General features: G+C 73.7%; 20 protein-coding genes. 14 read left to right on the plus strand and 6 right to left on the minus strand.

Annotated features, from left to right (window positions below; translation table 11 throughout):
• Positions 1 to 15 precede the first annotated feature (15 nt).
• From QSK03_RS25725 to QSK03_RS25750, 6 genes are all read left to right on the plus strand, one after another.
• Positions 16 to 900, plus strand: a complete 885-nt coding sequence (locus QSK03_RS25725) for a cyclase family protein (protein WP_285658067.1) — start codon at positions 16 to 18, stop codon at positions 898 to 900.
• A 183-nt stretch (positions 901 to 1,083) separates the two neighbouring features.
• The gene (benA, locus tag QSK03_RS25730) at positions 1,084 to 2,487 is read left to right on the plus strand and encodes a benzoate 1,2-dioxygenase large subunit (protein ID WP_285658070.1); all 1,404 of its coding nucleotides are present in this window, start codon (positions 1,084 to 1,086) and stop codon (positions 2,485 to 2,487) included.
• A 2-nt stretch (positions 2,488 to 2,489) separates the two neighbouring features.
• Positions 2,490 to 3,005 (plus strand): benzoate 1,2-dioxygenase small subunit, encoded by a 516-nt coding sequence (gene benB, locus QSK03_RS25735; RefSeq protein ID WP_285658073.1) that lies wholly within the window; start codon positions 2,490 to 2,492, stop codon positions 3,003 to 3,005.
• Positions 3,006 to 3,018: 13 nt separating this feature from the next.
• Positions 3,019 to 5,664: a benzoate 1,2-dioxygenase electron transfer component BenC gene (gene benC / locus QSK03_RS25740; protein WP_285658076.1), complete on the plus strand. Its 2,646-nt coding sequence runs from the start codon at positions 3,019 to 3,021 to the stop codon at positions 5,662 to 5,664.
• Between the two features lie 14 nt (positions 5,665 to 5,678).
• Positions 5,679 to 8,420 (plus strand): helix-turn-helix transcriptional regulator, encoded by a 2,742-nt coding sequence (locus tag QSK03_RS25745; protein WP_285658078.1) that lies wholly within the window; start codon positions 5,679 to 5,681, stop codon positions 8,418 to 8,420.
• Positions 8,417 to 9,124, plus strand: a complete 708-nt coding sequence (locus QSK03_RS25750; RefSeq protein WP_285658080.1) for a maleylpyruvate isomerase family mycothiol-dependent enzyme — start codon at positions 8,417 to 8,419, stop codon at positions 9,122 to 9,124. The genes QSK03_RS25745 and QSK03_RS25750 overlap by 4 nt, the downstream gene beginning before the upstream one ends.
• Positions 9,125 to 9,164: 40 nt before the next feature.
• On the opposite strand, the gene QSK03_RS25755 is transcribed toward QSK03_RS25750, so the two are convergent.
• A complete protein-coding gene (locus QSK03_RS25755; protein ID WP_285658082.1) occupies positions 9,165 to 9,521 on the minus strand; it encodes a MarR family winged helix-turn-helix transcriptional regulator in 357 nt (118 codons plus the stop codon).
• An 80-nt stretch (positions 9,522 to 9,601) separates the two neighbouring features.
• Between QSK03_RS25755 and QSK03_RS25760 the strand changes: the two genes are divergently transcribed.
• The 4 genes from QSK03_RS25760 to QSK03_RS25775 all read left to right on the plus strand — a co-directional run bounded on the left by QSK03_RS25760 (position 9,602) and on the right by QSK03_RS25775 (position 12,325).
• A complete protein-coding gene (locus QSK03_RS25760; RefSeq protein WP_285658085.1) occupies positions 9,602 to 9,871 on the plus strand; it encodes a hypothetical protein in 270 nt (89 codons plus the stop codon).
• 211 nt (positions 9,872 to 10,082) lie between these two features.
• The gene (locus QSK03_RS25765) at positions 10,083 to 10,565 is read left to right on the plus strand and encodes an LLM class flavin-dependent oxidoreductase (RefSeq protein ID WP_285658086.1); all 483 of its coding nucleotides are present in this window, start codon (positions 10,083 to 10,085) and stop codon (positions 10,563 to 10,565) included.
• A gap of 194 nt (positions 10,566 to 10,759) precedes the next feature.
• Complete coding sequence (locus tag QSK03_RS25770; RefSeq protein ID WP_285658087.1) at positions 10,760 to 11,554, plus strand: GVDTG sorting domain-containing protein; 795 nt, start codon at positions 10,760 to 10,762, stop codon at positions 11,552 to 11,554.
• Between the two features lie 84 nt (positions 11,555 to 11,638).
• Positions 11,639 to 12,325: a class F sortase gene (locus QSK03_RS25775; RefSeq protein ID WP_285658089.1), complete on the plus strand. Its 687-nt coding sequence runs from the start codon at positions 11,639 to 11,641 to the stop codon at positions 12,323 to 12,325.
• Positions 12,326 to 12,334: 9 nt separating this feature from the next.
• Here the strand turns inward: QSK03_RS25775 and QSK03_RS25780 are convergent, their stop codons facing one another.
• Complete coding sequence (locus QSK03_RS25780) at positions 12,335 to 14,026, minus strand: molybdopterin-dependent oxidoreductase (RefSeq protein WP_285658091.1); 1,692 nt, start codon at positions 14,024 to 14,026, stop codon at positions 12,335 to 12,337.
• 259 nt (positions 14,027 to 14,285) lie between these two features.
• Between QSK03_RS25780 and QSK03_RS25785 the strand changes: the two genes are divergently transcribed.
• A complete protein-coding gene (locus QSK03_RS25785; RefSeq protein WP_285658093.1) occupies positions 14,286 to 17,552 on the plus strand; it encodes an arabinosyltransferase domain-containing protein in 3,267 nt (1,088 codons plus the stop codon).
• A gap of 13 nt (positions 17,553 to 17,565) precedes the next feature.
• On the opposite strand, the gene QSK03_RS25790 is transcribed toward QSK03_RS25785, so the two are convergent.
• Positions 17,566 to 18,198, minus strand: coding sequence for a TetR/AcrR family transcriptional regulator (locus QSK03_RS25790; RefSeq protein WP_285658095.1), 633 nt, complete (start codon positions 18,196 to 18,198; stop codon positions 17,566 to 17,568).
• Between the two features lie 42 nt (positions 18,199 to 18,240).
• Complete coding sequence (locus QSK03_RS25795) at positions 18,241 to 19,596, minus strand: mycothione reductase (RefSeq protein WP_285658097.1); 1,356 nt, start codon at positions 19,594 to 19,596, stop codon at positions 18,241 to 18,243.
• A 199-nt stretch (positions 19,597 to 19,795) separates the two neighbouring features.
• On the opposite strand from QSK03_RS25795, the gene QSK03_RS25800 reads away from it, so the two are divergent.
• From QSK03_RS25800 to QSK03_RS25810, 3 genes are read left to right on the plus strand one after another with little or no spacing between them, the layout of a single operon-like run.
• Entirely contained in the window at positions 19,796 to 20,404 is a 609-nt protein-coding gene (locus tag QSK03_RS25800; RefSeq protein WP_285658099.1) for a DUF4383 domain-containing protein, read from the plus strand.
• Positions 20,401 to 21,342: a ketopantoate reductase family protein gene (locus QSK03_RS25805; RefSeq protein ID WP_285658100.1), complete on the plus strand. Its 942-nt coding sequence runs from the start codon at positions 20,401 to 20,403 to the stop codon at positions 21,340 to 21,342. Before QSK03_RS25800 ends, QSK03_RS25805 begins: the two co-directional genes overlap by 4 nt.
• The gene (locus tag QSK03_RS25810) at positions 21,339 to 21,605 is read left to right on the plus strand and encodes a hypothetical protein (RefSeq protein ID WP_285658102.1); all 267 of its coding nucleotides are present in this window, start codon (positions 21,339 to 21,341) and stop codon (positions 21,603 to 21,605) included. The genes QSK03_RS25805 and QSK03_RS25810 overlap by 4 nt, the downstream gene beginning before the upstream one ends.
• Positions 21,606 to 21,638: 33 nt before the next feature.
• Here the strand turns inward: QSK03_RS25810 and QSK03_RS25815 are convergent, their stop codons facing one another.
• Together QSK03_RS25815 and QSK03_RS25820 are read right to left on the minus strand one after the other, a co-directional pair.
• Positions 21,639 to 23,306: a glycoside hydrolase family 28 protein gene (locus tag QSK03_RS25815; RefSeq protein WP_285658103.1), complete on the minus strand. Its 1,668-nt coding sequence runs from the start codon at positions 23,304 to 23,306 to the stop codon at positions 21,639 to 21,641.
• An 88-nt stretch (positions 23,307 to 23,394) separates the two neighbouring features.
• Positions 23,395 to 23,755: hypothetical protein (locus QSK03_RS25820; protein ID WP_285658105.1), on the minus strand; the 361-nt coding region annotated here is incomplete at its 5' end.

Genomic DNA, 23,755 nt, shown 5'->3' on the forward strand with positions numbered 1-23,755 from the left:
GGAACGAGGCACACGGTGACCGACTCCGAGAACATCGACGACCTCAGCAACTGGGGCCGGTGGGGCTCCGAGGACGAGCTCGGCACCCTGAACCTGATCACCGACGAGACCCGCGCGCGGGCCCTGGCGCAGGCGCGCACCGGCCGGTGCGTGTCGCTGGCGAGGCCCATCGACCCGGCCTCGATGATGGGCGGGCCGTTCGCCCCACCGACCCCGCCGTCCCCACCGGTGCAGCAGGCCATGCTCTACACCGGCGCCCCGCCGATGGGTATGGCCGAGGTGCTGGTCGTGACCCCGCACAACCCCGGCCTGACCCACCTCGACGCGCTCGTGCACATCCCGGTCGACGGACACGTCTACCCCGGGCGCCCCCTGACCGACGCCGTGACCCCGACCGGTGTCCGCCACGGCTCGACCACGGCGTTCGCCGACGGCGTGCTCACCCATGGAGTCCTGCTCGATCTCGCTCCCGGTGGACGGCTGCCCGCGGCACACCCGGTCACCGCTGCCGACCTCGACGCCGCCGAGCAGCGCGGTGGGGTCCGCGTGGAGCCCGGCGACGCCCTCGTCGTGCGCGGTGGGTGGGAGTTCTCCCGGGACCCGGCGAACCCGATGCCCGGCATGACCCTCGACGCGGTGGCATGGATGCGACACCGCGACGTCTCGCTCTACGCCGGCGACATCGGCGACGGGCACCCGCCGGTCGACCCCCAGGTGCCGATGCCGCTGCACCTGGTCGGACTCGCCCGCCTCGGCATGCCGCTGATCGACGGCGCCGAGGTCGACGAGCTCGCCGAGGTCTGCGCCGAGCTGGGCCGGTACGCGTTCCTGCTCAGCATCGCGCCGCCGCGACTGCGCAGTGCCACCGGGGTGCCGGTCAACCCCCAGGCGATCTTCTAGCCGGCACTCCCGCGCCGTCGCCGCGCGGTCAGGACTGGCCGAACGTCGAGGTCGACCGGGGTCGCCAGGGCGGTGCCCAGGTCAGGACTAGGCACATGCCGGGTGTGTCGGCGACCACCGCGGAGCACCGTCGAGGGCACCCCGGTCCGGGAGATCCCGGGCCCACCACCTGGGGAGGGTGCGATGACGCAGAGCCTCGACCGCGTCGGCGACAGCGTCGAGAAGGTGCTGTCCGATGCCGTGATCGACGACCGCGAGTCCGGGGTGGTGAAGGCGAACCGCCGGATCTTCACGGACGAAGAGATCTTCGAGCTCGAGATGAAGCACATCTTCGAGGGCAACTGGGTCTACCTCGCCCACGAGAGCCAGGTGGCCGAGCCCGGGGACTACTTCACGACCTCCATCGGCCGCCAGCCCATCATGATCACGCGCGACAAGGACGGCGGGCTGCACTGCCTGATCAACGCCTGCGCGCACCGCGGGGCGATGCTCTGCCGCAAGAAGCGGGACAACCGCAAGACCCTGACCTGCCCGTTCCACGGCTGGACCTACCGCAACGACGGCACGCTGCTCAAGGTCAAGGACCCCGAGGGCGCCGGCTACCCCGACAACTTCAACACCAACGGCTCGCACAACCTGGTCAAGGTGCCGAGGTTCGAGAGCTACCGCGGCTTCCTCTTCGGCAGCCTCAACGAGGACGTGGTGTCCCTCGAGGAGCACCTCGGCGACACGACCGAGATCATCGACATGCTCGTCGACCAGTCGCCCGACGGACTCGAGGTGCTGCGCGGCTCGTCCACCTACACCTTCGACGGCAACTGGAAGGTCCAGGCCGAGAACGGCGCCGATGGCTACCACGTCACGGCGCTGCACTGGAACTACGCCGCGACCACGTCGCGGCGCGAGAGCGGCGAGTCGAAGAACGAGACGAAGGCGCTCGACGCCGGCGGGTGGGGCAAGTCCGGCGGCGGCTACTGGTCGTTCCCGCACGGCCATCTCTGCCTGTGGACCTGGAAGGCCAACCCCCAGGACCAGCCGCTCTACAGCGAGATCGACAACCTCAAGGCACAGTTCGGCGAGGCCACCGGCGACTTCATGGTGCGCGGCTCCCGCAATCTGTGCCTCTACCCGAACGTCTACCTGATGGACCAGTTCTCGACGCAGATCCGGCACTTCCGGCCGATCGCGCCGAACCAGACCGAGGTCACGATCTACTGCATCGCCCCGAAGGGCGAGAGCGACTCCGCGCGCGCGAACCGGATCCGCCAGTACGAGGACTTCTTCAACGCCTCGGGCATGGCCACCCCCGACGACCTCGAGGAGTTCCGCGCCTGCCAGCTGACCTTCCAGGCCACGACCGCGCCGTGGAACGACATGACCCGCGGCGTGCAGCACTGGATCGACGGCCCGGACGAGGTCGCGCAGTCGCTCGGGATGGACGGGGTCATCTCCTCGGGCGCGAAGAACGAGGACGAGGGCCTCTACCCCGTCCAGCACGGCTACTGGCTCGAGACCATGCGTGCGGCGCTCGGGCGGGAGACGGAGCGCAGCGGAGCTCGACCCAGCGAGGCCGAGAAGGAGGCCTGATCATGACCACCACCGAGCGCACCAGCACCCTCATCACCCAGAACATGATCGAGCAGTTCCTCTACCGCGAGGCCCGGTACCTCGACGACCGCGAGTTCGAGCGCTGGCTCGAGTGCTACGCCGACGACGTCGTCTACTGGCTGCCGTGCTGGGACGACCACGACACCCTCACCCAGGACCCCCAGCGCGAGATCTCGCTGATCTACTACCCGAACAAGGGCGGGCTGGAGGACCGGGTCTTCCGCATCCGCACCGAGCGCTCGAGCGCGACATCGATCCCCGAGCCGCGCACGAGCCACAACCTCACCAATGTCGAGGTGATCGAGCGCCGTGGCGACCTGGTGGACGTGCGGTTCAACTGGCACACCATGTACTTCCGGTACAAGACCGTCGACCCGTACTACGGGACGTCGTTCTACACGATCGACTTCTCCGGGCCGTCGCCGCTGATCCGCCGCAAGACCGTGGTGCTCAAGAACGACTACATCCACCACGTCGTGGACATCTACCACTTCTGAGGAGGCTCGAGCGATGAGTGCACCCACGCACGACGTCGCCCTGACCTTCGAGGACGGCGTCACCCGCTTCGTGCGGTGCCGCGAAGGTCAGACGGTCATGGACGCGGCCTACCGGTCGAAGATCAATATTCCGGTGGACTGCAGCGACGGGGCCTGCGGGACGTGCAAGTCCCGCTGGGAGTCCGGCGAGTTCGAGATGGACGACTACGTCTCCGACGCCCTCTCGCCGGACGAGGAGGCCGACGGCTACGTCCTGACCTGCAGCATGAGCCCGAAGACGGACCTGGTGCTGCAGATCCCGACGACCTCGGCGGTCGCCAAGACCAGCGCGGGCAGCTTCACGGCCACCGTCGCCGACGTGGCGCGACTGTCGCGCACGACCATGTCGCTGACGCTGGACTGCGACGACCGCGAGAAGCTGGTGTTCCTGCCGGGCCAGTACGTCAACATCGCGGTGCCCGGCACCGACCAGACCCGCTCGTACTCGTTCTCCAGCGCCCCCAACGCTGAGCAGCTGACCTTCCTGATCAAGCTCTCGCCCGGCGGGGTCATGTCGGACTGGCTGGAGAACTGGGCGTCGGTCGGCGACTCGGTGCAGTTCACCGGGCCCCACGGCAGCTTCTTCCTGCGCGAGTCCGAGGCGCCGCTGCTGCTGCTCGCGGGCGGCACCGGGCTCGCTCCCATCCTGTCGATCCTGCGCCGGCTGAAGGCGTCGGGCAGCGAGCGGCCGGTGCACCTGATCTACGGCGCGACCACCGACGACGACGTCGTCGAGCTCGACACCCTCGCCGAGCTCGAGCAGTCCCTGGACTCGTTCACCTGGGCGCACACCGTCGCCGACGAGAACACGTCCGCCGAACGGCAGGGCTACGTCACCGCGCACACCGAGCCCGAGCACCTCCACGACGGCGACGCCTCGGTCTACCTGTGCGGGCCGCCGCCCATGGTCGACGCCGTGCGCTCGGACTTCTCCGACCGCGGCTTCGAGCCCGCCGGCTTCTACTACGAGAAGTTCGCGCTCGCCGCCAAGCCCGACAGCGAGCAGGACGACCTCGAGGCGGCGCAGCCGGAATCGGATGCCGCGACGCCGGACGTCAGCACGGTCGAGGGGACGGAAGACCGCGCCGAGCCGGCGGCGCCGGCGGCGGCGGCCGAGGACCTTTCGCGGCGGCTGCTGGGGCGGGTCGTGCTGCCGGGGGGCGAGCACGCCGACGTCTCCTGGGTGTCCGACGACGACGAGTTGCTGGTGGCCGATGATGCCCGGGGCGTCCTCGGGCAGGACGTCTTCGCCACGAGCGTGGTCGAGCCGCTGGTCGCGCCCCGCGGGCCGGAGCCGGCCGCCGAGGCCGTCCCGGGCACCGTCACCACCGACGGCTACGAGATCGGCCAGCAGCACCCGTCCATCCAGGTCTCCGACGCGATCTTCGACGCCCGTCGCGCCCTCGAGCTGGGCGCGCTCGAGCTCACGATCGGCCGGATCACCTCGCAGCAGGTCGCGGGGTACCGCGTGCTCGCCCAGGCGACGGTGCCCTACGTCGACGTCGAGAACGAGCGCTTCACCGACGCGGCGGCCTACACCGAGTCCAACGCGGCGTTCCACGACTACCTGTTCACGCTCACCGGCAACGAGCACCTGCTGCACGCCTACCAGGACCTCGGGGTCGAGGGGCACATGGAGGAGTCGCTGCGCTCGGCGACCTGGTGCGACCCACGCTGCGCCCAGGACCACCTCGACATCGTCGACGCGTTCTCCTCCGGCGACCGCGACGAGGCCCGCCGGCTGATCTCCGAGCACGCCGAGCGGTCGAAGGCCACCACGCGGCGGGCCATGGACGAGCGGCTGGCCTCGCGGCGGCCGCGGTTCGTCACGCCGGGCCGCTTCCGCGACCAGGTCGTCGTGATCACCGGGGCGGGCCAGGGCATCGGCGAGGCCACCGCGCGGCGCATCCACGCCGAGGGCGGGCTCGTCGTCCTCGCCGATCGCGCCGACACCGTCAAGGAGCTCGCCGCCGAGCTGACCGAGGACCCGTCCGAGGGCGTCGGCGACGCCGTGGCGGTGATCGCCGACCTGGAGACCTGGGACGGCGCCCGGGCGGTGGTCGACGCGGCGCTCGAGCAGTTCGGTCGGGTCGACGTCGCCATCCACGGCGTGGGCGGCACGATCTGGGCCAAGCCGTACGACCAGTACACGCCCGACGAGATCCAGGCCGAGGTCAACCGGTCGCTGTGGCCCACGCTGTGGTGCTGCCGCGCCGTGGCACCGCACATGATAGAGCGTGGCCGGGGCACGATCGTCAACGTCTCGTCGAACGCCACCCGGGGCATCCTGCGGGTCCCGTACTCGGCGGCGAAGGGGGGCGTCAACGCCATCACCACCGCGCTGGCGATGGAGCTGGCCCCGCACGGGGTCCGGGTCGTGGCGACCGCGCCCGGCGGCACCGACGCCCCCGAGCGGAAGACCGCGCGGGGCCCCGGGCCCGCCTCGGACCAGGAGCGGGAGTGGCGCCACGACATGGTCGAGCAGGTCACCGGGTCGTCGCTGATGAAGCGCTACGGCACGCTCGACGAGCAGGCCTCGGCGCTGGCCTTCGTGGCCTCGCCCGAGGCGTCCTACATCACCGGCACCGTCCTCCCGGTCGCCGGCGGCGACCTGGGCTGAACGGAGCGCGAGGCATGGCGACGGCGCCGTCACCGGATGCGGGTGAGGCAGGGCCGCCCGCGTCCGGTGGCACCCGCGCGCTCGACGACCTGCCCCGCGGCCCGCACGAGCGCCAGGAGCTCCGCCGCGCCCTGCACGACCTGGTCGTGCAGGGACGGGGCACGGTGCTCGTCACCGGCGAGAGCGGGATCGGGAAGTCCCGGCTCCTCGCCCAGGCGTCCGCGGCGGCGCCGGGCCGCGTGCTCACCGCCGCCGCGGTGGCGTGGGAGACCGACTGCCCGCACGCCGTCGTCGCCCAGCTGCTCGGCGAGGACGTCGCGGCGCTGACCGAGGAGGACCCGTTCGCCGTCGCCCGGCGCCTCGCCGAGCGGGCCGGGGACGCCCCGGTCGTCCTCGTCGTCGACGACGCCCACTGGTGCGACGAGGCGTCGCTGCGGGCCCTGTCGACGCTGACGCGGCACCACCGCGACGTCCCCGCGGTCGCCCTGCTCGCGGCCACCCCGGGCCACGGGCCGTCGGCGACCGCGGAGCTGGTGCGGCGCACGGCGGACGCCGTCGTGCCGCTCGGACCGCTGACCTCCCGTGACCTCGAGGAGCTGTGTGCCGACCGGGGGCGCCCGCTCCCGCCGTGGCTGACCGAGCGCCTCCGGCGCCACACCCAGGGCAACCCGCGCCACGTCCTCGCCCTGCTCGACGAGCTGCCCGCCGAGAGGTGGGACGTCCCCGACCTCCGTCTCCCGGCCCCCGGCGAGGTCGCCGTCCGCGTCGAGGAGGCCTGCGTCGCCCTCGGCGCCGAGGCCCGGGCACTGGTCGAGACCATCGCGTGCTTCGGCGACCCCGCCGGCCTCGACGAGGTCGCGCGCACCGCCGGTCTCGACGACGTCCTGCGCCCGCTCAGCGAGGCCGCCCGGCACGGCCTCGTCACCCGCTTCGGCGGGCGGTCGCTGCCCGTCGTGGGACCGACCGATCCGATGATCCGTGCCGCGGTGCTGGACCTCGTGGGCCCGCACGAGGCCGCGGCGATCCGCCGGCGCGCCGCCGGGATCGTCGCCGAACCGCACCGTCGCCTCGCCCTGCTCGCGGCCGCGACGCCGGGCCCCGACGTCGCCCTGGCCGACCAGCTCGCCGAGCTGTCCCGGACGAAGACCACCGAGGGCGCCTGGTCCGACGCCGCGGACGCGCTGCTCGAGGCGAGCCGGCTCACCGACCGCCACGACGACCGCGAGCTGCTGCTCATCCGCGCCGTCGACGCCATGATCGGCGCGGGCGCGGTCTTCGAGGCCGAGGCCATGATCCCGGCGATCGAGAACCTGCTCGACACCGCGATCCGCAACTCGGTGCTCGGCTACCTCGCCATCCAGCTCGGCCGCGCCGAGCAGGCCGACCGGGCTCTCGGCCGCGCGTGGGAGCTCCGCGATCCCGCAAGCGACCCCGACACGGCCGCGTGGGTCTGTCAGCGACGCGTGCTGGACGCGCTGCTCCGCGGTGGCGGGCAGGAGCTCGTCGACTGGGCCGACCGCGCCGTCGACCTCGTCGGCGCGGACCACCCGGCGGCGGTCGAGGCGCTGGCCATGCGCGGCCTGGGGACCGCCGCCGCCGGCCGTCCCCGGGAGGGCCTCGCCGAGTACCGCGCGATGGTGAGCCGCATCGGTGGGGGCGCGCAGCTCCAGCGGGTCACCATGGGTCACGGCTGGCTCCACCTCGTCCTCGGCGAGCTCGACGAGGCCCGCGCCGAGCTGGAGAGCGCCATCCCCACGACCACCCTCGGCGGCTCCTCCCGGATCTCGCTGTGGGCGTCCGGCTGGCTCGCCCGCGTCCACTTCCTCGCCGGCGACTGGGACCTCGCGCTCCGCGCGGTCGCCCAGGGTCTGCGACGCGCCGAGCGCAGCGGGATCGTCATCGTGACCCCGCTGCTCGCCTGGACCGCCGCCCAGATCCACGGCCTGCGCGGCGACCACGAACGGGCGGAACGCGTGCTGCGCGACGCCGACAGCGGTGCCGACGACTACGAGATCATGGCGGTGCCGCGCCGCCTGGCCCGCGCGTCGACGGCCGAGGTGCGCGCCGACTACGGCGCGGTCGTCCGGGCCCTCGCCCCCCTCGACGCCGACGAGGACACCGCGGTCTCCCAGCCCGGCTGGTGGCCCTGGCGTGACGTCTACGCCAACGCGCTCGTCCTCGAGGGCCACCTCGACGAGGCCGACGAGTTCCTCACCCGCCACGAGCAGCGCGCCTCCGAGCAGCACAACCACGCCGAGGTCGCCCGGCTCGCCTGGGCCCGCGGCCGCCTCCACACCGCCCGCGGTGACCTCGACGCGGCCCGCGCGGCGTTCGAGGCGTCCATCGCCTCCCTCGACACCCAACCCCTGCGCTGGGACCGCGCCCGCGCGCACTTCGCCTACGGGCAGTCGCTGCGTCGCCTGGCCCAGCGCCGCGAGGCCGACACGATCCTGTCCACGGCGCGCGAGCTCTTCGGAGCCCTCGGCGCGAGCAGCTACGTCGCCCGCTGCGACCGGGAGCTGCGCGCGGGCGGGGTGCACCAGAGCCGCCCGGAGCGCGGCGCCCAGGACCTCACCGCCCAGGAGGTCGCGGTCGTCGACCTCGTCGCTCGGGGCCTGTCGAACAAGGACGCCGCCGCGGAGCTCCACGTGTCCCCCAAGACCGTGCAGTACCACCTCACCCGGATCTTCACGAAGCTCGGCGTCCGCTCACGCGCCGAGCTCGCGGGGCTCCAGCGCCCACGAGGAGAACCGTGAAGGACCTCCGCAGCCTGACCAGCGACCTCAACGTGCTGCAGCGCGAGACGGGCATGGCGATGGCGACCATCGCCAGCCTCACCGACGACGAGCTCGCCCGGCCCACCCACTGCGAGGGCTGGACCCGGGCGCACCTCATCGCTCACCTGGCGCTCGACGCCGACGCGATGACGAACCTCGTCACCTGGGCCGTCACCGGCCAGGAGACGCTGGCCTACGCGTCGCGGGAGGAGCGCGACACCGACATCGAGGCCACCGCCACGCTGTCAGCCCCGGAGCTGGTGACGACCCTGGAACAGGCCGACGGGCGTCTGCTGGCGGCGTTCCGGTCGCTCCGGAACGGGGTGCAGGTCGAGACGGTGCCGACCCTCTTCAGCGGCGACGTCGCCGTGTTCTCGCTGCCGGCCCGGCGCACCACCGAGGTCGTCGTCCACCACGACGACCTCGACACCACGTGGGAATGGCACGAGGCCGACCCGGACGCGACCCTCGACGCCATCGAGGTCTGCGTGCACCGCCTGCGGACACATCCCGACTCCCCCGGCCTCCGGATCGTCGCCCGCGAGGGCGAGGAGTGGACCGTCGGCGACGGCTCCTTCCGGGTCGAGGGCTACTACGAGGCGCTGCTGCCGTTCCTGGCGCGACAACAGGTGGAGGACGGCCTGCGGTACGACGGCGAGCTGCCGGCGCTGCCCGCGTGGTGAGCGTCGACGGCGGTTGCCGGGAGGCCGCCGGCCGGTATCGCTACGCGTCGCCGGGACGGCCCCGCGGGGGACAGTCCTGGTCGAGGACGGTCTCGATCCGCCGACCCGCGGCGGCGAGGGACCGCTGCTGCGCGGGCGTCAGCGGCTCCACCACGTAGTGCCGGACGGCCTCGACGTGACCCGGTGCGGCGGCCTCGACAACAGCCCGCCCCTCGTCGGTGAGCTCGGCGACCGTCACGCGCCCGTCGTCGCGGTCGGGACGCCGCACGATCCAGCCGCGCGCCTCGCAGCGCTTCACGACGTTCGAGAGCCGTGACGGGGACCCGTTCGCCAACCGGGCGAGCTCGCCCATCGCCAGGACGGACCCGGGCTCCATCGACAGCGAGCTCAGCACCATGTGCTCGATCGGGATGGGCGCGTCGTTCGTTCCCCGCGACGGCCGCCGCCACCGCAGCTGTGCCCGGACATCAGGCGGGCGTGGCCTCCGGCCTGGTGAACACCAGCCGTCAGGTCGGCGGCGCCCTCGGGCTCGCCGCCCTCGCGAGCGTCGCCGCCGCGGGACTCGGTCCCCGTCCCACGCTGACCGCCATCGCCGAGGGCGACCGGCACGCCCTCCTGCTCTGCGCCGCACTCGCCGCCGTCGGGGCGCTGCTCGCGCTGGCCCTCGACCCGCTCGGTCGACGTCTCCGCACGCCCGTCACCACCGCCCGCGGCGACACGCGCGCCCCGGTGGGGAGCGCCCGATGAGCGCGCCACGCTTCGGCGTCTTCCTCAGCCCCGACGCCGCGACGCTCCGCGACCTGCGGGACGACGTCGCGGTGGCGGAAGCGGCCGGCTTCGACCTCGGCCTGGGCGGCGGCCACGGCTGGGACCGCATCCACGGACTCGGCGGGCCACGCCGCACCCCCGCCGAGACCGTCACCTCGCTCGCCGACGCCGTCGACGTGCTGCACACCCTGTGGGTCCCGGGGCGGACCGCGGCGGCACCTTCCCGCTGCGGGGCGTCGCCACCGGACCCGGCCCGGCCCACCCCATCGGCATCTGGCTGGGCGCCCGAGGACCCCGGATGCTGCAGCTCCTCGGCGCGAAGGCCGACGGGTGGATCGTGCCGCTCGGGACCGACGTCGCCTCCGTCCGGGACGGGAACGACCGCATCGACGCCGCGGCACGCGCGGCCGGCCGGGATCCCGCTGTCATCGAGCGGGTGATCCAGCCCGTCGGCGTCCTCGACCAGCACGCCCCACCCCTGCGGTGGGACGGCACGCCCCCGACCACGGGCCTGCGCGCGACTGCCGACGACTGGGTCCGCCTGCTGGTCGAGCTCGCCACCCGGTGGCGCGCCGACGCGGTCAACCTCATCCCGCAGCAGCCTGGTCGCGACCACCTGCAGCACTTCGCCGACGACGTGATCCCGCGCGTCCGCGACGAGGTCGGCGGGTGACACCTCCGTGTCGCCATCCGGCGGACGCGTCCCCCCCCCGCGGACCGAGAAGGCGGGTTCGCCGGACGACGAGGTGAAGTCCTGGTTGGATTCCGGCGAGAAATGAACCCAGTGAGCGACTTGTGCGGAAACCGGCCCGAAAGGGCGTTCGGCACGAGCCGGGGGCCATTCTCGCCGAAGAGAGGTTCCTGCTCGTGAGCATTCCACGAAAGGTCGCCGGTGTGCTGGTCTCGGGAGCCGCCGTGCTGGCGTTGACCGGGATCAGCGCGGGGGCGGCCCAGGCCGCCGAGCCGATCGCCACCATTCCCGACCTGACCGGCCAGTCGACCTCGGTCCGGCTGGACTCCGGGTTCACCGACGCGCTGCAATCGCTGCAGGTCACCCCTGGCACGGTCGGCGACGCCACCATCTCCGACGGCAGCGCCCGCTTCCCGATCACCGGAGGCAACGTCACCGTCTACGCACCGGGTGCCGTCGATCCCTACGTCCAGGGACGCATCGAGCACCAGGGCAGCGGGCTGAGCCTGACCAAGGGCGACACCACGGTCGAGCTCACCAACTTCGTGATCGACCCCGGCAACCCCGCGACCCTGTCGGGCAAGGTCACCGCCAACGGACAGACCGTCGCCGAGTCGACCGTGCTGTTCGACCTCGACGGCTCCACCCTGCAGCCGATCCAGACCGACATGAACGCCGGCACCGCGACCTTGACCGGTACCACCGTGCGGCTCAACGACGGTGCGGCGATGGCGCTGAACCAGGCGTTCTCCACCGACGCGATCCAGGGTGGGCTGACCATCGGGATCGCCACGATCGTGGTCAACCTTCCCGGTCAGATGCCCGACATGCCCCAGGGCGGGGTGGAGACCGGCGGCGGCGCCACGGCCGGCGGCCCGGACTCCGCACTGATCGCGGCCGGTGGGCTGGCCCTGCTGGCCGCGGGTGGCACGGCGCTCGTGGCCCGGCGACGCGGAGCAGCCCGCCGCTGACATCGGTCCACGAACTCCCGACCGTCCCACCCCGGAGACCCTCGTCCCGGGGTGGGACGGTCGCCGTCATGGGAGGAACCCACGGTGCGTCGACGCCCCCTGCTGGTCGGCATCGCGGTCGCCCTCGCGGGCCTGGGGCTGGTGGTCGGGCTCATCGGGCTCGTCGGACGGCCCGGCCCGCCGGCGCCGGACGGCACCCCGGCCGCCTCGGCAGGTCCGGGTGCGGCCGACCCGGTCGCCGGCACCGCACGGCCCACGGCACCCCCTGGCCGGCCGCAGACCCCGAGCTCCGAGTCGCGGCAGCGGCCTGCGTCCGGGTCCCCGCCGGTCGGCCTCGAGGTGCCCGCGATCGGGGTGTCCACGCCGGTCAACACCGTCGGACTCAACCCCGACGGCACCCTGGAGGTGCCCGCGCCGGGGCCGCAGTACGACCAGGCTGCGTGGTATCGCGGCTCCCCCACCCCCGGCCGCCTCGGGCCCTCGGTGATCCTCGGCCATGTCGACTCCGCGGCCGACGGGCCGTCGGTCTTCTTCGAGCTCGGTCGGTTGCGTCCCGGCGACATGATCACCGTGACCCTCGCCGACCGCTCCGCGCGGACCTTCGCCGTCGACAACGTCCGGCGCTTCCCCAAGGACGCCTTCCCGCGCCTCGAGGTCTACGGCGACACCCCCGGACCCGAGCTGCGCCTGATCACCTGCGGGGGCCCGTTCGACTCGGCCGTGCGCTCCTACGAGGACAACACCGTCGTCTTCGCGCACGTGGTGCCCTGACCACGCCCGTCAGATCGCGGTGACCTCGACGGTGTGCCATCCGGTGGCGCCGTCGGGAATGGTGAGAGTGGGGGTGGCGACCTGGGTGTCCCCGCCGCGGTCGGTGGCGCGGACCTGCAGGCGGTGCGCCCCCGGAGCCAGGTCGAGCTCGGTGCGCCACATGCGCCAGGTGTCGATCGAGACGTCGCGGGCGAGCTCGGCGTCCTGCCACGCTCCTCCGTCGGCGCGGACCTCGACCCGCGCGACCCCCGTGTGCTGGGCCCAGGCGACACCGGCGACGGTCACCCGGCCGGCGAGCACACTGCTGCCGGCCCGGGGGACGTCGACACGTGACTGCGTCTTCACCGGGGCCTGTGCGGCCCACCCCCGCTGTTCCCAGTACGAGGTGAACTCGGCGAAGGTCGTGAGCTCCATGTCGGTGAGCCACTTGCACCCGGACACGAATCCGTAGAGGCCGGGCACGACCATGCGCACGGGGAAACCGTGCTCCACCGGTAGCGGCTCGCCGTTCATGGCCACCGCGAGCATCGCCGCGCGCCCGTCGCTCACGGCGGCGACCGGGGTGCCGGTGGTGAAGCCGTCCGCGCTCGTGGAGGCGATCTGTTCGGCCACCGGCCGGACGCCGGCCTCGGCGAGCAGGTCGGCCAGCGGCACGCCGAGGAAGACGGCGTTCGAGATCAGCGAACCGCCGACCTCGTTGGACACGCAGGTCATCGTGATCGGCGCCTCGACCAGGCGGCGGGCGCGCAGATCGTCGTAGGACAGACGCAGCTCGCGGTCCACCAGGCCGTGGATGCGCACCGTGTAGTCGCGCGTCGTGAGCTGCGGGACCTGCAGGGCCGTGTCGATGCGGTAGAAGGCGCTGTTCGGGGTCAGCCACGTCGGGGTCCCCTGCGCGGCGAAGTCCGCGCCGGTGAGGTCGACCCGAGGCCCCGGCCCTCCGGGGAGCGCGCCGGCGCTCGCCCGCGACGCCTCCGCTCCGCCCGTCGCCGCCAGCCAGCGGCCGGCCACGGCGGCCGCACCGGCTCCCGCGGCCACGCCGGTGACGCCGAGCAGGAAGCGGCGCCGGGCCGCGCCCGCCGATCCGACCGGCCCCGCGCGGTGAACGGTGGGCTGTTCCACGACGCGCCCCGCCGCGCCGTCCCCGGAGCCGGTGTCCGTGGCCGGATCGTCCGTAGAGGCCGCCGACGGAGAGCCCTCGGGCGCGGTGGCGGCCACGATGGCGGCGGCGCGGCGCATCGCGAGTCGGTGCAGCCCGGTCCACACGGCGAGCCCGGCGACGAGGGCGGCGAGCGGGGCGACCAGGTCGGCGACCGAGAAGGCCGGGGCGGCGGTGGCCGAGGTGACGGCGACGACGCCGAGCAGGACGACGACGATCGCGCCCGGTGCCGCGCTCCGGCGACTCGCCAGCCCCGAGACTACGGCCACGATCACGAGGACGACGGCCATTCCCCCCAGCAGCGCCAGCTTGTCGTACACCCCGAACGTCGCGATCGCGAGCGCCTTGAGCCACTCCGGGGTGAGGCGGATGAACTGACCGCCCACCGCCAGCACCGGCGACGACGCCGGCGAGAGCAGACCGGCCACGAGGTCGCCGACCGCGAGCGCCGCACCGATACCCAGGAGCCCGCAGAGCGCGGCGGGACGCGGGTCCAGCCGCGCCGCGGTGGTGGGGAGCGGGTCGTCCGTGGAGGTCGGCACGCCCGGCCTACGTGCCCGGACCCCCGGCGAGTTCGGCCGTTCCACCGCACGACGCACCGCCCGTCGCCCGCACACCGCGGCTCGCCACGGCTCCACGGCCCGCAGAAGCCCGGTGCGATCCACGTCCGGGTGGCGCAACGAAGATGCCCGTGTGACCGCAACCTCACTGCTCCGTCCTGCCGAGCAGGCGGGGGGCCGGGACGAGGCGGCGCCGACGTCGTCCCGACGCGGGACGAGAGGCGATCATCTCCGCCGTCTCGTGGTCGGGGCCACGCTCGTCGTCGGTCTCGCGGCGACCGCGGTCGCCGGTTTCGTCGCGGTCGCCCCGGTGGAGGCCACCACCTCGACGATCAGCTGGCCGTCGGCGGGCTCCCCTCCCGTGTCGACGACGGCGTTCCCCGTGCCGTACCGGCCCGCCCAGCTCCAGGCCACGGTCCCGTGCACGACCTTGCGGGAGGCGGCGAGAACCCCCGGCGAGACCACGGTGCTCGCGACCACGACCACCGGCACCTCCTCCGGGCTCGCGGTCCGCGCGCTGGACGGCACCGCCAGGCTCCTCGCCGGGGGGCGAGCGGACACACTCACGGTGCCGGACGGGGACTGCACGCTGCGCGTCGACGCGGACGCCGGCGGCGTCCGGGCCTCGTTCGATGATCGTTCGGTCGTGGACCGGCCGGGCGATCCGGTGCCCGAGGTCTTCGCGATCGTGACCGACCTACGCGGCGACGGGGCCGACGGTCTCTCCCTGCGGGCGCGCACCCCCTCGTGGTTCGACAACGCGCGGACGCCGGAGAAGTCCGCCCTCGTCGCGCTGCAGTTCGCGCTGGCCGGGCTCGCGCTCCTGCTCCTCGCGGCGCTCGGGATCGCCGACCCCGCCGGGCCGACCGGCCCTCGTGGGGCCGCCGTCGTCGCCCGGGTGCGCGGTGCGCCGCGCCGGGGTGTGGCGGCGCTGCGCCGCCCGCGCAACTGGGCGCTCGCCGCGATCGACGCCGGTGTGGTGGTGGCCCTTGCGTGGTGGTCGGTGGTCGGCCCGTTGACCGACGACGACGGTTTCGCCGCGCTGATCGCGCGGGCCGCCGCCGACGGGGGTCCGGTCGGCAACTACGTGCGCTGGTTCGACGCGTCCGAGGCGCCCTTCGCGACGAGCCAGTTGCTGGTGAGCCTGGTCGTCGACCGCGGCGTCGACGCGCTCACCCTGCGGCTGCCCAGCGTGTTCGCCGGGATCGCACTGTGGTTCCTCGTGACCCGTGGCGTGCTGCCGGCGCTCGGGCACCGGGCCGGACACGCCCTCGGGGCCCGGCTCCTGACGGTCGTGGCGCTCGGTGTGTGGTGGTTGCCCTACGACCTCGGCACCCGCCCGGAGTCGTTCGTGGCCGCCGGGGTGACCACCGTCCTCGTGCTCGTCCTGCGGGCGGTGCGCGCCGACGCCCGCCATCCGCTGCCGTTGCTGGGGCTCGCGGGTGGCGTGGCAGCCGTGACCGTGACGGTCGCCCCCTCGGGAGTGCTCGGGCTGGCGCCGTTCCTGCTCACCCTGCCCAGGCTCGGGCGGCTGGCCCGCGGCCGGCGCGAGGGGCGGGCGGCCGCCGCGCGGCTCACCGCGGTCCTGGCCGCGATGGCCGGAGTGGGCGCGGTCGCGCTCGTCGTCGTCTTCGCGCGTCAGTCGTGGCACGGGTTGCTGGTCGCGACCTCGATCCACCAGCAGTTCGGTCCGAGTCAGCCCTGGTACGCCGAGTGGCTGCGCTACAGCTACCTGCTCGGCCAGGACAGCTGGGGCTCCGCGGGCAAGCGCCTGCCGGTCCTGCTGCTGCTCGCCACGTCGGTGGCAGCGGTGGCGCTCCTGGCCCGCCGGGGCCGGGCCGCTCTGGGTCCGCCGGCCGGCGAACCGGTCCTGTTGCTCCTCGGGCCCGCCGGCCTGGCGCTGCTGGCGATGACGCCGTCGAAGTGGTCGCACCACTTCGGCGCGCTCGCCGGCTTCGGGGCGGTCTCCCTGGCGGCCGTCGTGCTCGCGTTCGCCCGTCTCGCCGCCCGTCCGGACCGCGACCGGGTCCTGCTCGCCGTGGGGGCCGGGACCGCGCTCGCGGTGGTCGCGGCGGCGACGGCGGCGTTCTCGGGACCGAACGCGTGGTGGGGGTACTCGAACGCGCACATGCCGTGGGCGACGACCCCGGTGACGCCGTTCGACTCGCCGCTGCTCTGGCTCGCCGGCGCCGGGGCGGCGACCGCCGTCATCACCGCGACCGTGACTGTGTGGCGTCGACGGGCCGGGTTCGCGTCGAACGGGCCGGCGGTCGCGAGCGCGGTCGGCCCGGCCGTGCTCCCGGTACTCGCGGCGGCGACCTCGATCGCCGTGCTCACCGGCTCGTTCGCCGTCGCCGCTGCTCCACCGGCCGGCGGGTGGTCGCTCGGCGCCGCCAACCTCGCCGCCGCCCACGATCCCGGCGGACGGGCGACCTGTGCTCTGCAGGACCGCGTCGAGGTCCTGACCACCGCGAACGGCGGCCCCCTCGCTCCGCAGAAGGGATCCGACGCCACCACCGAGCTCGACGGCTTCGTCGCGGACGGCGGCTGGGCCGACCCGCCGCCGACCCGGCCGGAACAGCAGGATGGTGCGCGGGACGACACCTACGCCTGGGGGTCCAGGGACGTGGGACCGATCGGCGTCGGCGTCCTCGCCAGCCCGTGGTTCGTCCTCCCGCCGACGCGCGAGGGGCAGGAACTGGCGCTCTCGGTGGCGGGGCGTACCGACGACGGGGCATCAGTGACCCTCGAGTACGGCGGGTCGGGCCCGGACACCACCGGTGCGCCCGCCGCCCGGGGCACCCGGCGTCTGGTCGAGGCACCGGCCCCCGAGCGCGGCTACCGGGGGTTCGCTCCCGACCCGCAGCGCGCCGACCTGCAGGACCGCTTCCGCGACATCTCCACCTGGCGGACCCTCACCGTGCCCCCCGACGAGATCCCGACCGGCGCCGACCGCGTCCGCGTGATCGCGCGCGACGACCGCACCGACGACCGCGGCTGGGTCGCGGTCACCGGTCCCCGCATCGTCGACGTGACCCCGATCACCGACTACCTGAGCGGGCGCGGTCGCGTGCTGGTCGACTGGACCTTCGCGCTGGCGTGGCCGTGCGTCGGGAACCTCGCGACCGTCGGGCGCGGCCTCGCGACGACCCCCGGGGCGCTGATCCTCGCCCCGCCCGGGCCCGACGATCCGGTCGGCGGTCGCCTCCTCGACGACGGCGCGCCGGGCGATGTCGTCCCGGAGGTGTGGACCGGTGGCGGCGCCGGTCTGCCGACCGCCACCGACGCCGGAGGCAGCTTCGCCGGGGTGACGGAGAGCGGCGTCCTGGAGGAGGCCGACACACGTCTCGCCGGTGAACCAGGACGGGTATGGGGCCGCCTGATGATGCCCGACTACGGCGACCTCCGGCGCGACGCGTACGACGTGCGCCCCTCCACCACACGCATCGCCGGCACCGACGGCGACGCGCCTCCGGTCCGCGAACCCCGCACCGCCTTCAGCCCGTGACTGCCCGCGGAGGTCAGGTCGGCGCACCGTTCCATCCCGGGACACGCCCGAGCGCCATGTCGAGGGCGACCGCGAGCCGTCGTGGATCGCGGTGGGTCTGGGCGAGCAGCAGGCCGCCCTGGAGCGCCGCCATGATGCCGGCGGCGAGCGCCGAGGGATCGGTGTCGGCGGCGAGCTCGCCGCGCGCGCACACCCGCGCCAGCCCGTCCCTGATCAACTCTTCCCAAGCGTCGAAGCCGTGGACCAGCGCGGAGCGGACCGCCGGGGAGTGGTCGGCGAGCTCGGCGGCGAGGGATCCGAGAGGGCAGCCGTGGCCGCCCTCGTGCATACCGGGGCCGCTGACCAGGGCGTTGCGCCAGCGCTCCAGATCGCGCAGCGAGTCCAGGTCCCGCAGGAGGGGCTCCTGGAACCCGAGCACACGGTCGATCTGGGTGGACACGACCGCGAGCACGAGCGCGTCCTTGTCCGCGAAGTAGTGGTAGAGCTGGGACTTGCCGGTGCCGCTGGCGTCGACGACGTCGTCGAGGCTCGTGGCGCCGACGCCCCGGACGTACATCAGGTCGGTTGCCGCCACCACGATGCGCTCGCGGGTCGCCGCCCCGCGAGCGGTCAACCGTCGCGGCCGACTGGTGGTGTCCTGCGCCACCGGTGCCTCCTCCTCGTTGGGGTCGCCGCTGCGTCGCCTCTCTCAGAGCGCGAGGAGCGCCTGCTCGAGCACCTCGGTGATCGCGGGGTGGATGTAGAGGACGTCGTGGGCGAGCTGGTCCACGGTCTGCCCGAGCATCATCGCCTGGATCAGCGGCTGGATCAGGGTCGAGGCCTGGGGACCGATGATGTGGGCGCCCAGGACGGTGCGGGCGCGCGGGTCGGCGAGGAGCTTGACGAAGCTGGTGGTGTCCTCGAGTGCCCAGCCGTACGCGGTGTCGGCGTAGTCCCGGACGGCGACCACGTACTCGATCCCGCGATCGCGGGCGCTCTCCTCGGTGAGACCGACCGCGGCGACCTGGGGGTCGGCGAACACGGCACGGGGGACCACGTCGCGCCGCAGCCGGCGCGGAGCGTCGGGATGGGCGATGTTGTGGGCCACGACGCGTCCCTCGGCGTTCGCCATGTGCTTGAGCTGGAAGTGGTTCGCCGCATCGCCGAACGCCCACACGCCGGGCGCCGACGTGACGTAGCTGTCGTCGGTGATCAGGTGCCCGTGCTCGTCGACCTCGAGCCCCGCGGCGGCGACGTCGAGGAGATCGGTGTTCGGACGCCGTCCCGTGGCCACCAGCAGCGCCGCCGACGCGAGCACCTCGACCTCGCCGGCCCGCTCGACCGTGACCGCGACGCCGTTCCCGCGCGACGCGACGGCGGTGACCGCGGTGTCGACCCGGAGGGTGACGTGGCGGGCGGCGAGCTCGGTGAAGCGGGCGGAGATCTGGGCGTCCTCGGCCATGAGCATCCGGGGCCCCTGCTGCACGACCGTCACGTCCACGCCGAACGCGGAGAACACGTGACCGAGCTCCGCGGCGATGAAGCCGCCGCCGATCACGATCAGCGAGGCCGGGAGCTCGTCCAGGCGCATGATCGTGTCCGAGGTGTGGAACGCGACGGTGTCGAGGCCGGGGATGGACGGCACCAGCGGGCGCGACCCGGCCGCGACCACGATCCGGTCCGCGGTGATCTTGGCGCCACCGACCTCGAGGACGCCGGGCCCCACGAACCGGGCCGCGTCCTGGTAGACGTCGATCCCGCCGCGGCGGCGGTGCGCCACGGCCTGGTCGTGCAGGGGGTCGAGGCGGCCGAACACGCGATCCCGGACGGCGGCCCAGTCCACACCCTCGAGGGAGGCGCGCACGCCGAGACGCCCGGCGTCGGTCACGGCGCGGGCGGCATCGGCGGCCACCACGAGCATCTTCGAGGGGATGCAGCCGCGGTTGAGGCACGTCCCGCCGAAGCGGTCGGGCTCGACGATCGCGGTACGAAGCCCCGCGAGCTCCGGGCCCAGCAGCATGTTGCCGCTGCCCGCCCCGATCACGACCAGGTCGTAGCCCTTCATGGTCCTCCCCCGTCGACACGCGCCGATCCTGTACCTGTTGGTACACAGTCAGCACCGGGTGCCCTCCCGACGTCAAGGCCGCCGGACCGGCTCCTGTCCTTGACGCGACGACGGGCAACCTTCAGGCTTCTTGTACCAATCGGTACAACCAGGGGGGCTCATCATGACCGGCCACGACCATCCGCGGAGCGCCGAACCGGTGCGACGAGTCCATCGGCTCGGCGCGGGCCTCCTCGGCGCCGCGCTCACCGCGTTCGGGGTGATGGGCTTCGCCCGCGGGCTGCCGTTCCTCTCGGTCGACGGCCCCGCGCTGATGGGGATGGGTTCCAACGGGCTGCTCGCGACGATCTCGGTCGTCGTCGGCCTGGTCCTGGTGGCCGCCGCGTGGCGTGGCGGAGCCGTGGCCTCGACCACCATGACGACCCTCGGGGTGCTGTTCCTGGTGTCCGGCCTGGCCAATCTGGCGGTGCTCGGCACCGCCGCCAACCTGCTCGCCTTTCGCTTCCCGAACGTCGTGTTCAGCCTGCTCGCCGGCATGGCGCTGCTGTTCACCGGCGCGTACGGCCGTATCAGCGGCGGCCTGCCCTCGGAGAACCCCTACGCCCGGGCCCGGGCCGGGGACCAGGCGCCCGACCAGGAGTCCTCCCGTCTCCGGATCCTGGAGATCGACGAGATGGCCGCCGCCGAGAACGCGACCTCGAACGGCGTCGCGACCCCCGAACAGGCGGCACTCGTCCGCGCCGACCGGATCGAGCGCGCCGAGGCGCACCGCCGGCGCTCCCACGAGCACGCCGAGCGGGCCCGGTGACCACGGCGCTGCGCGTGGCGATGATGGGGACCGGCGGGGTCGGCGGCTACTTCGGGGCCCGGCTCGCGGACAGCGGGCACGACGTGGCGTTCCTGGCACGGGGTCGTCACCTCGAGGCCATCCGCCGCGACGGCCTCCGGGTCCACAGCCCGCTCGGCGACCTGTCCCTCCCCGACCCGCGGGCCACCGACGACCCCGCCGAGGTCGGCCCCGTCGACATGGTCGTCGTGGGGGTCAAGCTCTGGGACACCGAGCAGGCCGTCTCGTCGCTCGCGCCGATGCAGGGCGACCGGACGGCCGTCGTGTCCTTGCAGAACGGTGTGATGAAGGACGACGTCCTCGCCAGGACCGTCGGTGCAGCCCACGTCCTCGGTGGGGTGTGCTACATCGCGGCCACGATCGCGGAGCCCGGCGTGATCGAGCACTCCGGCTCCCTGCAGCGCATCGTGATCGGCGAGTTCGACGGCACACGCTCACCGCGGGTTGAGGCGTTTCGCGCGGCGCTCGCCGACGCCGGCGTCGACGTCGACGTCGCGGTCAGCGAGCAGATCGAGCGCACGACCTGGGAGAAGTTCGTCTTCCTCGTCGGGCTCTCCGGCACGACGAGCCTGGCCCGCACCACGATCGGCCCCATCCGGAGCCACCCCCGATCGCGCGCGTTCCTGTACGACGTCATGGACGAGGTCGTGCAGGTCGCCCGCGCCCAGGGTGTCGCGCTGCCCGCCGACTTCGCCGACGACCGGCTCGCCTTCGTCGACACCGTCCCCGCCACGATGACCTCGTCCATGCACCGCGACCTCGAGCGGGGCCACCGTCTGGAGGTCGACTGGCTCAGCGGCGACGTCGTGGCACGGGGCGCCCGACTCGGTGTGTCGACCCCGGCCAACCGCGCGATCGCCGAGGTCCTCGCCGTCCACGCCGAGGGCAGCGCCCCGTGAGCGCACCCGGTCACCCGCCGGCGCTGACGCTCCGCGCCGTCGACACCCGCCTCGTGCTGGTCCCGATGCGCCGTCCCCTGCAGACGAGCGCGGGCCTGCTCGCCGCGACACCGACGGCCCACTGGCTCGAGTACGTCGACTGGGCCGCCCCGGTGCTCCGCGAACCATTGGACGTCTCCACCGGCGCCGCCATCCCACCGGACCGTCCGGGAACCGGCATCGCGTGGGACGAGGACGCGGTGGCGCGGTACCTCGTGACCTGAACCCGCCCGACGGAGGACCGCCACGCCCCACGGTCAGGTGTCCGGCCCCGAGGTCGAGGGCGGGACGAGATCGTCCGTCCGCGACACCCGGCCCGCGAACCCGTCCGACGTGGCGACCGGCACCCGGACGGCGCGCAGATCGTTCCCGACCAGGGCGATGTCGCCGCTGCCCTGCCCCTCGACGCGGACGAAGGTCTCCCCCGCTCCGGGCCGGCACCCCCGTACCGCGGCGCCCCGCGTGCCGCGCAGACGCACGAGCGGCTCCGGACCGGAGGTCGCGGCCCGGAGCCGGACGACGTCGAGGTCGTCCACGTCGTCACAGACCAGCGCGGCACGGGCGTCGGGCGCGACGATGCCGACGCGGACGTCGCGCAGGGCGAGGCGCGCGGCGTGGCGCACCCACAGGCCGTGCGCGGGCAGCACACCGAACATGGTGTGTTCGGGATAGGCGCTCTCCCGCTCGGGGACCTCGCCGCGGCGCGCCTCGGAGAGCGTGCCCCCGCCCGGGACGGTGATGTCGATGTTCTCGAGCGTCACGTCCTCCACCGGGTGTCCGGGGACGCCGGCGATGCTCATGGTCGCGCCGTCTCGCGGGACACCTGCCGAGAGCGTGGCCCGCACCTGGCTGATCAGCACGTGGCGCAGCGCGCCGACGGGGCGGGGGCGCTGGACGTCCGGGAAGCCGAAGTCGACGCCCCGTGCCCCGCGCCGGAAGGACAGGGGCGCGGCGACGTCGTGCATGACGATGTCGCGCACCGTCACGTCCTCGAGGTCGCCGCCGTCCACGGTCTGGAACTTCAGACCGCCGAGCCGGCAGTCGTGGAGCACGAGGTTCGAGATCGCGACGGCACGGAAGCCGCCCAGCGACTGCGTCCCGAGCTTCACGCCGGCGCACCGCGACCGCAGCACGCAGTTGCTGATCGTGACGTTGCTGCACGCGCGCGGGAAAGAGCTCTTCAGCACGACGGCGTCGTCCTCGGTGTCCACCGAACAGTCGCTGACCGTCGCGTCGGTGCAGCTGTCGAGCACGATCCCGTCCTGGTTGAGGTGCCGGGTGGACGTCACGCTCAACCCGCTGATGCGCACCGTGTCGCACATCGCCAGGTGCACCGTCCACAGCCCCGCCTCGCGCAGGGTCACCTCCCGGAGCCGTACCGAACGGCAGCTCTTGAAGAAGATCAGGCGTGGGCGCGCTCTGGTGACCACGTCCGGGTCGAGGACCTCCATCCTCGGGAAGTGCGCTCCGTTGCCGTCGATGACGCCGTCGCCCTCGATCGTGATCTGCTCCGCGTCCTCGGCGTGGACGAGCGCCCAGACCTCGTACCCGCCGACGTCGAGGTCCCGGGCGGGGAAGGGCCTGGCCGGGTAGTCCGCGACGTCGGGACTGCCGAGCAGGACCGCACCCGGCCCGAGGTGCAGCGTGACGCGGCTCTTCAGGAAGATCGTCCCGGAGAGGAACGTCCCGCCGGGGAAGACCACGATCCCGCCCCCGCTCGCGGCCGCCGCGTCGATCGCGGCCTGGATCGCCGCGGTGTCGCGGGTGGTGCCGTCGCCCCGTGCCCCGAACTCGTGCACGGCGAAGACCCCGGGCGGGGACGCGATGCCCCGGTGCCCGACCCCGCTCCCGGACAGCCCCGCCAGGCCGAGACCCGTCGCCGCCGCCCCGAGGAACCAGCGGCGCCGGCGGGGCGTGGCGTCCACGAGATCGGCTCCTGGAGATCTGGCGACGAGGCGGCGAGGTGCGGCATCTCCCGCGATCCCTCCCGAGGACTACGGGTGCCGCGGCCGATCAGTTCGGAGCCGTGGCCACCGCGAGGTCCGGCGTGGGGCCGCGGGGACTCTGCACACCCAGGTCGGCCAGAAGGACCCGCTTCGGGTGGCCGCCCGCTTCGTCGTGCTCCACGGCGAGCGAGCGGCCGCCCTGGCCCAGGTAGGTGATCTGGACGCCGTGGTGCATGAGGCGCGGATCAGGCGGCGATGCGGACTCGTCCTCCGAGCCGGGGTTGTCGCTCGGTGTCGATGTCAATGCCGCTGACTTAGGGTCCGCCGCGGGAGGCGACTGCAGCGGAATAGTGTCTGGTCGTTTAATAGTCTCTCTGCCTCGCGGCGCGTCGAAAGAATCTTTCGCGAAGATCTGATTCAATATGTTC

The organism is Actinomycetospora sp. NBRC 106375 (assembly GCF_030269665.1).
Lineage (GTDB): Bacteria > Actinomycetota > Actinomycetes > Mycobacteriales > Pseudonocardiaceae > Actinomycetospora.

What these genes read in the sequence shown, in the direction of transcription:
- benA (WP_285658070.1), top strand. Translation starts at nt 1,084, where the DNA reads ATGACGCAGAGCCTCGACCGCGTCGGCGACAGCGTCGAGAAGGTGCTG.
- benB (WP_285658073.1), top strand. Translation starts at nt 2,490, where the DNA reads ATGACCACCACCGAGCGCACCAGCACCCTCATCACCCAGAACATGATC.
- benC (WP_285658076.1), top strand. Translation starts at nt 3,019, where the DNA reads ATGAGTGCACCCACGCACGACGTCGCCCTGACCTTCGAGGACGGCGTC.
- QSK03_RS25745 (WP_285658078.1), top strand. Translation starts at nt 5,679, where the DNA reads ATGGCGACGGCGCCGTCACCGGATGCGGGTGAGGCAGGGCCGCCCGCG.
- QSK03_RS25755 (WP_285658082.1), bottom strand. Translation starts at nt 9,521, where the DNA reads ATGGTGCTGAGCTCGCTGTCGATGGAGCCCGGGTCCGTCCTGGCGATG.
- QSK03_RS25795 (WP_285658097.1), bottom strand. Translation starts at nt 19,596, where the DNA reads ATGAAGGGCTACGACCTGGTCGTGATCGGGGCGGGCAGCGGCAACATG.